We start from the raw sequence: 6,157 nt of genomic DNA, 5'->3' as shown, positions 1-6,157 counted from the left end.
TAGTATTTCTATAAATTTTGCCAATTTAGATTTATCTATATCTTTATAATAAAATTTGTATTAAAAAGCTTTACGTAAGAGATAAAATTAGGCAAGATTAAAGTACTTACCTGATTTACTGGAAAGTTTAAACTCCGCCCCGCTAACTATGTATTATTCCTATCAGCCTTTTGCTTTAAAAATTCATCTTCCTCTTTTGTAGGGTTATAATCATCTCTCAAAATTTTTTTCTTAGTATCAATCTTTTGCTCCAACATCTTATTTTCATAAATTTTTATATATTGGCTTCCAGTATTCAAGGTAATTTCCAAAGCTAGTGCTATGTCCTGCATCATAGTGGCAGCTTGCACGTTTTGGCTCTTTATCGCTATCAAGGAGTCTTTATGATAACTTGTGAGTTGCAGATATTGACTTAGGTAGTTTTCGTCTTTACCGATAACTGCGAAGCAAGCGTCAGCTAATTCTAAATTTATTCATTACATTTACTACTTATAAATAAATTTAATTACTAAAGAATTAAGCTAAATAAAATAGAAAATAAAATATAATCCCAAATCTTTGGTCCCGTAGCTCAGTTGGTAGAGCACTACCTTGACATGGTAGTGGTCGATGGTTCGAGTCCATTCGGGGCCACCACTTCTAACAAAACATCCTAAACAAGGGATTTAAAAAATAATTATTAGTAAATTTTATAAAGATGCGGTAAAGATTTATTTCAAATAATCTTTCACATCATACTCTTTGCCAGCATCGTGATCTTTTAAAAGCTTTGCCACGATAGGGCTTAAAATGATGATGGCAATTAAATTTGGTACGACCATCAAGCCATTGAACATATCTGCTAGACTCCAGACAAAATCAACCTTTTGCAAGCTTCCCAAAAAGACAAAAACGACTACCAAAATTTGAAACGCCCTGACCGCCTTTGCGCCAAAAAGGTAGCGCACATTGATCTCAGCAAAGTAGTACCATCCAAGTATGGTCGTAAATGCGAAGAAAAATAGGCATATCGCTACAAAGCTATAACCGCCAGTTTTGCCAAATATGTGCGACGAAAAGGCCTCTTGCACCAAGGTGATACCTGTAAAGACTGCCTTGCCGTTTTCAAAGCTGATGACATTTGCGGTAAGTACTACAAAAACGGTTATATTTAAAACGATAAAAGTATCTACAAATACGCTCATTATACCAAGTACTGCTTGATCGACCGGGTGTTTGACATTAGCTGCGGCGTGCGCGTGTGGAGTTGAGCCCATGCCAGCTTCGTTGCTAAAAAGACCCCTTGCTATGCCGTATCTCATCGCAGCTGCTATGCTAGCTCCAGTTGCTCCACCCCACGCAGCTGAAGGATCAAATGCTGCTTTATAGATAAGCAAAACTGCATCTGGAATTTCGTGAAAATTTAAAGCGATAATGATCAGTCCAACGCCTACATAAAGTAAAGCCATCAAAGGCACGATCTTTTCAGCTACTCTTGCGATCGCCTTTACGCCACCTATAAAGATGACTGCGCAGACGATTGCTAAAAAAGCTCCAGTTATCCACTGAGGTATGCCAAAGGCACCTTTAAAGCCGTCTGAGATCGAGTTTGCTTGCACCATATTGCCGATAAAGCCAAGTGCGATGATGATAGCGATAGCGAAAAATCCAGCTAAAATTTTTGCCCATTTTCCCTTTAATCCACGACTTATATAAAATGCCGGACCGCCTATCGTGTGCCCGCTATCATCTTTTGTGCGGTAAATTTGAGCTAGGCAAATTTCAGCAAAATTTGTGGCCATGCCTAAAAATGCAGCGCACCACATCCAAAATATCGCTCCAGGACCGCCCATGATAAGAGCTGTTGTCGCACCTACTAGATTGCCAGTGCCAACTTGTGCGGCGATTGCGGTTGCAACTGCTTGAAACTGGCTCATACCGGCCTTGCCAGCAGCTTCGCCGTGAAGTGAGAAATTTCCAAAAAGTTCTCTTAGACCCATTTTAAACTTAAAAATTTGAACAAACCCAAGCCTAATAGTAAAAAATAGTCCAGTGCCGCAAAGTAGGGCGATAAGGAAGTATGGACCCCAAAGAAATGAATTTATACTTTCAACACAATTATTTAAAATTTCAGCAAAATTTGTAGGCATTTTCTTGACTTTCATTGGTGTAGTTTAGAGAGCGAGTATATTTAAAAAAATATAAAATTAGAATAAATAAGAAAAATTTTTTAGCTTGGCTTAAAATTTCGTGCTAGTTTTGGCTTATTCATGGTAAGCGTGTTTTAGATGGCTTTTGTGAGAAATTCGCAATCTTTATTGCGTGGATATAACTTGATAAAACGTATTTGGCTATTGGTTTGCTAAAAATTTTATCAAAGGCGTTTAAAAGGCTTTGACGCTAAATTTTACTTCATTGTTATTTGCTGATTTGCCATATTTTGTCCGCTGTTTGACTTGCTGGTAGCCAAACTTTGCGTCAAATTTTCTCGCCAATCGCCGCCCAAAGCCGTTTAAAAATTTCTGAAAATCCGCTTGCTCTGCTATAAGCCGTCGTTAATCTACCCCAAGGCACGTATTCTATCTTTAAATTTAAAACAGCCCTTTCAAATTGACAGAGTAAAGCCCAAAATTTAGCCCTTGGATTTTATTTTCTCTAGCCACTCATTTAGCGTTTTTTCAAAGCCTATGCCCTTGCTTTTGTAAAAAACGAGCGGTTTTTCTAGGTATTTTTGATCGACCCAGCCGCCAAAATCATGCGGATAAAGGTAGTCTTTGCTCTCTTTTGTGTGATTTTTTAGATATGGCGGGATCTTTAAAATTTCTTCTGTCTGCACGTATCTTAGGGCAGCATTTATCGCGTTGTAGCTCGAGTTTGACTTTGGTGAGCTGGCTAGATAGACGGCGCACTGAGCTAGTATTATCCTAGCCTCTGGAAAGCCTATCTCTTTTACCGCACTTAGTGTGCTGGCGGCTAAATTTAGTGCATTTGGATTTGCATTGCCGATGTCTTCGCTGGCAAATATCGCCATCCTTCTAGCGATAAAGTCTGCGCTTTCACCAGCATCGATGAGTCTTGCTAGGTAGTATATGACGGCATTTTCGTCGCTTCCACGCATACTTTTTATAAAAGCGCTTGCTAGCTCGTAGTGCGTGTCATCCTCTTTTGCCCCCTCTTTTAGGGCGTTTTGGCGCAGTGTTTTTAAATTTTCCAGGCTCACATTTTCATCAAGTGTGACGGCAAATTCTAGTAAATTTAGCATAGCTCTTGCGTCGCCGCCACTACTTTTAAAGAGATATTCCTTTGCCTCCTCGTCTATGCTAAATGAAATTTGCTCTCTTATCTTGCCAAGTAACTCCTCAAAGTCGCCACTGCTAAGCGGTCTAAACTCAAAGAGCATCGAGCGGCTTCTTATGCCTGAGCTTAGCGTGAAAAAGGGATTTTCCGTACTAGCGCCGATGACTAGGGCTTTGTAGTTTTCCATAGGGATTAGCAGTGCTTCTTGTTGGGTTTTGCTTAGGCGGTGGATCTCATCTATAAAAAATAGCGGTTTATTTAGGGCATTTTCATAGTTTTTTAAAATTTTGCGAAAGTCATCTATCTTTAAATTTCCGCCATCAAACTCGTAAAAGTCGTAGTTTGCACCACTTGCCACCGCCCTTGCAAAGCTCGTCTTGCCACAGCCTGCTGGACCATAAAAGATGGAGTGTGGGATTTTGCTAGAGGCTATAAATTTTAAAAATGCCGCTTTAACCGCCTTTTGTCCGCAAATTTCATCTAAGCTTTTTGGTCTAAACATCAGTGCAAGTGAGCTCAAATTTATTCCTTTGTTGGTTTTGGTAAAATTTTAGCCTTAGCACTAAGGCTCTCTATCTTTAGCTCGTAAATTTTTATGATGCCAAGCCCATACTGAGCCGCTGTTTCAAAGGTGTTCATCGCATAAGCTGTATATTTTAGGCTGAGAATTTTTAAAATTTCATATTTTTTAGCTTCGTCTGTGATCTCGTAAACTCTAGTTTTTGCGATAGCACTTTTATACTCAGTCGTAAAAACCTTGCCTCCAAGTGCCTTGCCATCATCTTTTATCGCATCTAGCTCACTTTCGCTTAAATGCGGGACCTTGTTAAAACTAACGCAGACAAATTCCACTTTTCGTCCATTTTGAAGCAGTTTTGCTTTACAGCCAGCGGTAGCTCCGTGTATAAAAATGCTTTCACCAACTCTAACAGGCGAGATCGGTACGCTAAAAATTTCTCCCTCATCATCCACGCATGAAATTACCGCATATTCGCATTCATCTATGATTTCTAGGCCATCTTCACAGCTCAGCTCTCTATCTTTTCGTCTCATTTTTTATCCTTTTTTTGAAAGAGCATTTTAAAATTTAAGTGCTTAAAGGCTAGTATAACGCAAAAATTTCAAGGAAAAACATGAAAAAAATAGCTATCTTTGCCCTTTTGCTGGGTGTAAATTTAGTCCATGCAAACGATGTTTGCAATGAATATATCAAGCAAAGTAGGCTCTATCTTGACGAGCTTTATGTCAAAGAGAGCAAACGACTCGCAAACGATGAAAAGGCGTTAAGGCTTTTTGAGCTTAAATTTGATGAGTTTAAACAAAGACAAAGCGGCCAAGAAGCCATAATTTTGCAAAACAAAGATGAGAAATTTTGCAAAAGAAAGCTTGAAGAGACAAGCAAACTTTTAAATGATCTAAAAAAATAGATCAAATTTTTACGTTTAGATCCCAGTCTATTGGCGTTTTACCGTGATTTGCTAGGTAGATATTTGCCTTTGAGAAATGACGGCAGCCAAAAAATGCGCCACGAGCCAGTGGGCTTGGATGTGCTGCTTCTAAGATGAGGTGCTTGCTGGCGTCAATGAGCGGTGCTTTGGCTCTAGCTGGGTTGCCCCAAAGCATGAAAACTACGTTTTGTAAATTTTCACTTATCTTTCTTATAACTGCGTCAGTAAAGCCCTGCCAGCCAAAGCTTGCGTGGGAATTTGCCACTCCAGCGCTAACGCTAAGAGTTGAGTTTAATAGAAGTACGCCTTGTTTTGCCCATTTTGTGAGATCGCCGCTATTTGGCTCTTTTATGCCAAGATCGGCGTAAATTTCTTTATAAATATTCACAAGACTTGGCGGGACTTTCACACCACTAGGCACTGAAAAGCTTAATCCCATGGCTTGATTTGCGCCGTGGTATGGATCTTGACCTAGGATGACGACCTTGACAGAGTGAAAAGGCGTTAGATTAAATGCATTAAATATAAGCGTACTTGGTGGATAGACGGTGCCAGCACTCTTTGCTTTTAAGAAATTTTCTTTGATATGTGCGAAATTTTCACTCAAAAACTCATCTTTTAGCACCTCTTTCCAACTTGGCTCGATCTTTATGTCGTCTAAATTTATCTGCATTTTCCTGCCTTTTATAAGTTTTAGCGGTATAATTTTAACTAAAATTTATCTAAAGGAAAGAGCTGTGTCTGAGCAAATTTTTAATAAGATATATGAGCTTCTTAGCAAGAATGAAGCCAAATTTAAAGTTCTAAATCATGAGAGTGCGACCACTTCAGAAGAGGTGGCAAAACTTAGAGGAACAAAGATGAGTCAAGGCGCAAAGGCTCTAGCTTGCTCTATAAAAGGGGTAGATGAGGAAAAAATTAGGCAAATTTTTAAAGATGAAAATGTGCTAAATGATTATTTGCTAAGTGATGAAAAGCCAGCGATGAAGGCTAGTAAAATTTATATTTTGGCTATTTTGCCAGCCGATATGCAAGCAAATCTTGATAGCTTGACACAAAAATTTGACGGCAAAAGAGCAAGCCTAGCTAGTCCAGATGAAGTTTTGGCATTGACAGATTGTGTTTTTGGTTCGGTGCCACCGTTTAGCTTTCATAAAAATTTACACATCGTAGTTGATGAAAGGTTGCTACAAAGAAACGATGAGATCGCATTTAATGCTGGACTACTTGATAGATCGATCATTTTAAATACAAAAGATTATACGAAGATAGTACGACCAACGCTAATAAATTTTGCAGAATAAAAAAAGTGCTAGGCTAACCACTTCCTAGCACTAAATATTGTCGGGAGAAAAATGAATTTAAATAATGCAAAGACGAGAAATTGCTAAATTCATTTCAAGAACAAATATTATCAGGCATAATCTTAAAAT

The 6,157-nt window shown here is 38.7% G+C and carries 7 protein-coding genes and 1 tRNA gene; 3 read left to right on the top strand and 5 right to left on the bottom strand.

The genetic code is table 11. The features are described 5' to 3' along the window. Positions 1 to 146 precede the first annotated feature (146 nt). Positions 147 to 374 carry a hypothetical protein gene (locus tag CVS92_RS08620; protein ID WP_159070359.1) on the bottom strand — a complete coding sequence of 76 codons (228 nt, stop codon included), beginning with the start codon at positions 372 to 374 and terminating at the stop codon, positions 147 to 149. 186 nt (positions 375 to 560) lie between these two features. Between CVS92_RS08620 and CVS92_RS08615 the strand changes: the two genes are divergently transcribed. Next, positions 561 to 636, top strand: a tRNA-Val gene (locus CVS92_RS08615). A gap of 74 nt (positions 637 to 710) precedes the next feature. On the opposite strand, the gene CVS92_RS08610 is transcribed toward CVS92_RS08615, so the two are convergent. The 3 genes from CVS92_RS08610 to CVS92_RS08600 form a co-directional block, all read right to left on the bottom strand. Then, positions 711 to 2,129, bottom strand: a complete 1,419-nt coding sequence (locus CVS92_RS08610) for an alanine/glycine:cation symporter family protein (RefSeq protein WP_103580661.1) — start codon at positions 2,127 to 2,129, stop codon at positions 711 to 713. A gap of 482 nt (positions 2,130 to 2,611) precedes the next feature. Next, a complete protein-coding gene (locus CVS92_RS08605) occupies positions 2,612 to 3,778 on the bottom strand; it encodes a replication-associated recombination protein A (protein WP_234398736.1) in 1,167 nt (388 codons plus the stop codon). Positions 3,779 to 3,798: 20 nt separating this feature from the next. Further along, positions 3,799 to 4,329 (bottom strand): pyridoxamine 5'-phosphate oxidase family protein, encoded by a 531-nt coding sequence (locus CVS92_RS08600; protein WP_107789173.1) that lies wholly within the window; start codon positions 4,327 to 4,329, stop codon positions 3,799 to 3,801. A gap of 80 nt (positions 4,330 to 4,409) precedes the next feature. On the opposite strand from CVS92_RS08600, the gene CVS92_RS08595 reads away from it, so the two are divergent. After that, positions 4,410 to 4,703 carry a hypothetical protein gene (locus CVS92_RS08595; protein WP_107789172.1) on the top strand — a complete coding sequence of 98 codons (294 nt, stop codon included), beginning with the start codon at positions 4,410 to 4,412 and terminating at the stop codon, positions 4,701 to 4,703. A 1-nt stretch (position 4,704) separates the two neighbouring features. Here CVS92_RS08595 and ung read toward each other — a convergent pair whose 3' ends face one another. Continuing rightward, the gene (ung, locus tag CVS92_RS08590) at positions 4,705 to 5,397 is read right to left on the bottom strand and encodes a uracil-DNA glycosylase (RefSeq protein WP_107789171.1); all 693 of its coding nucleotides are present in this window, start codon (positions 5,395 to 5,397) and stop codon (positions 4,705 to 4,707) included. Between the two features lie 64 nt (positions 5,398 to 5,461). Here ung and CVS92_RS08585 point away from each other — a divergent pair, with 64 nt between their 5' ends. Continuing rightward, complete coding sequence (locus tag CVS92_RS08585; RefSeq protein ID WP_107789170.1) at positions 5,462 to 6,028, top strand: YbaK/EbsC family protein; 567 nt, start codon at positions 5,462 to 5,464, stop codon at positions 6,026 to 6,028. The last annotated feature ends 129 nt before the right edge of the window (positions 6,029 to 6,157 follow it).

Origin of the sequence: Campylobacter concisus, assembly GCF_003048555.1 — a bacterium.
GTDB lineage: Bacteria > Campylobacterota > Campylobacteria > Campylobacterales > Campylobacteraceae > Campylobacter_A > Campylobacter_A concisus_AO.
Note: the sequence above shows the minus strand (reverse complement) of the source record. Positions and strands in the feature narration are given on the sequence as shown.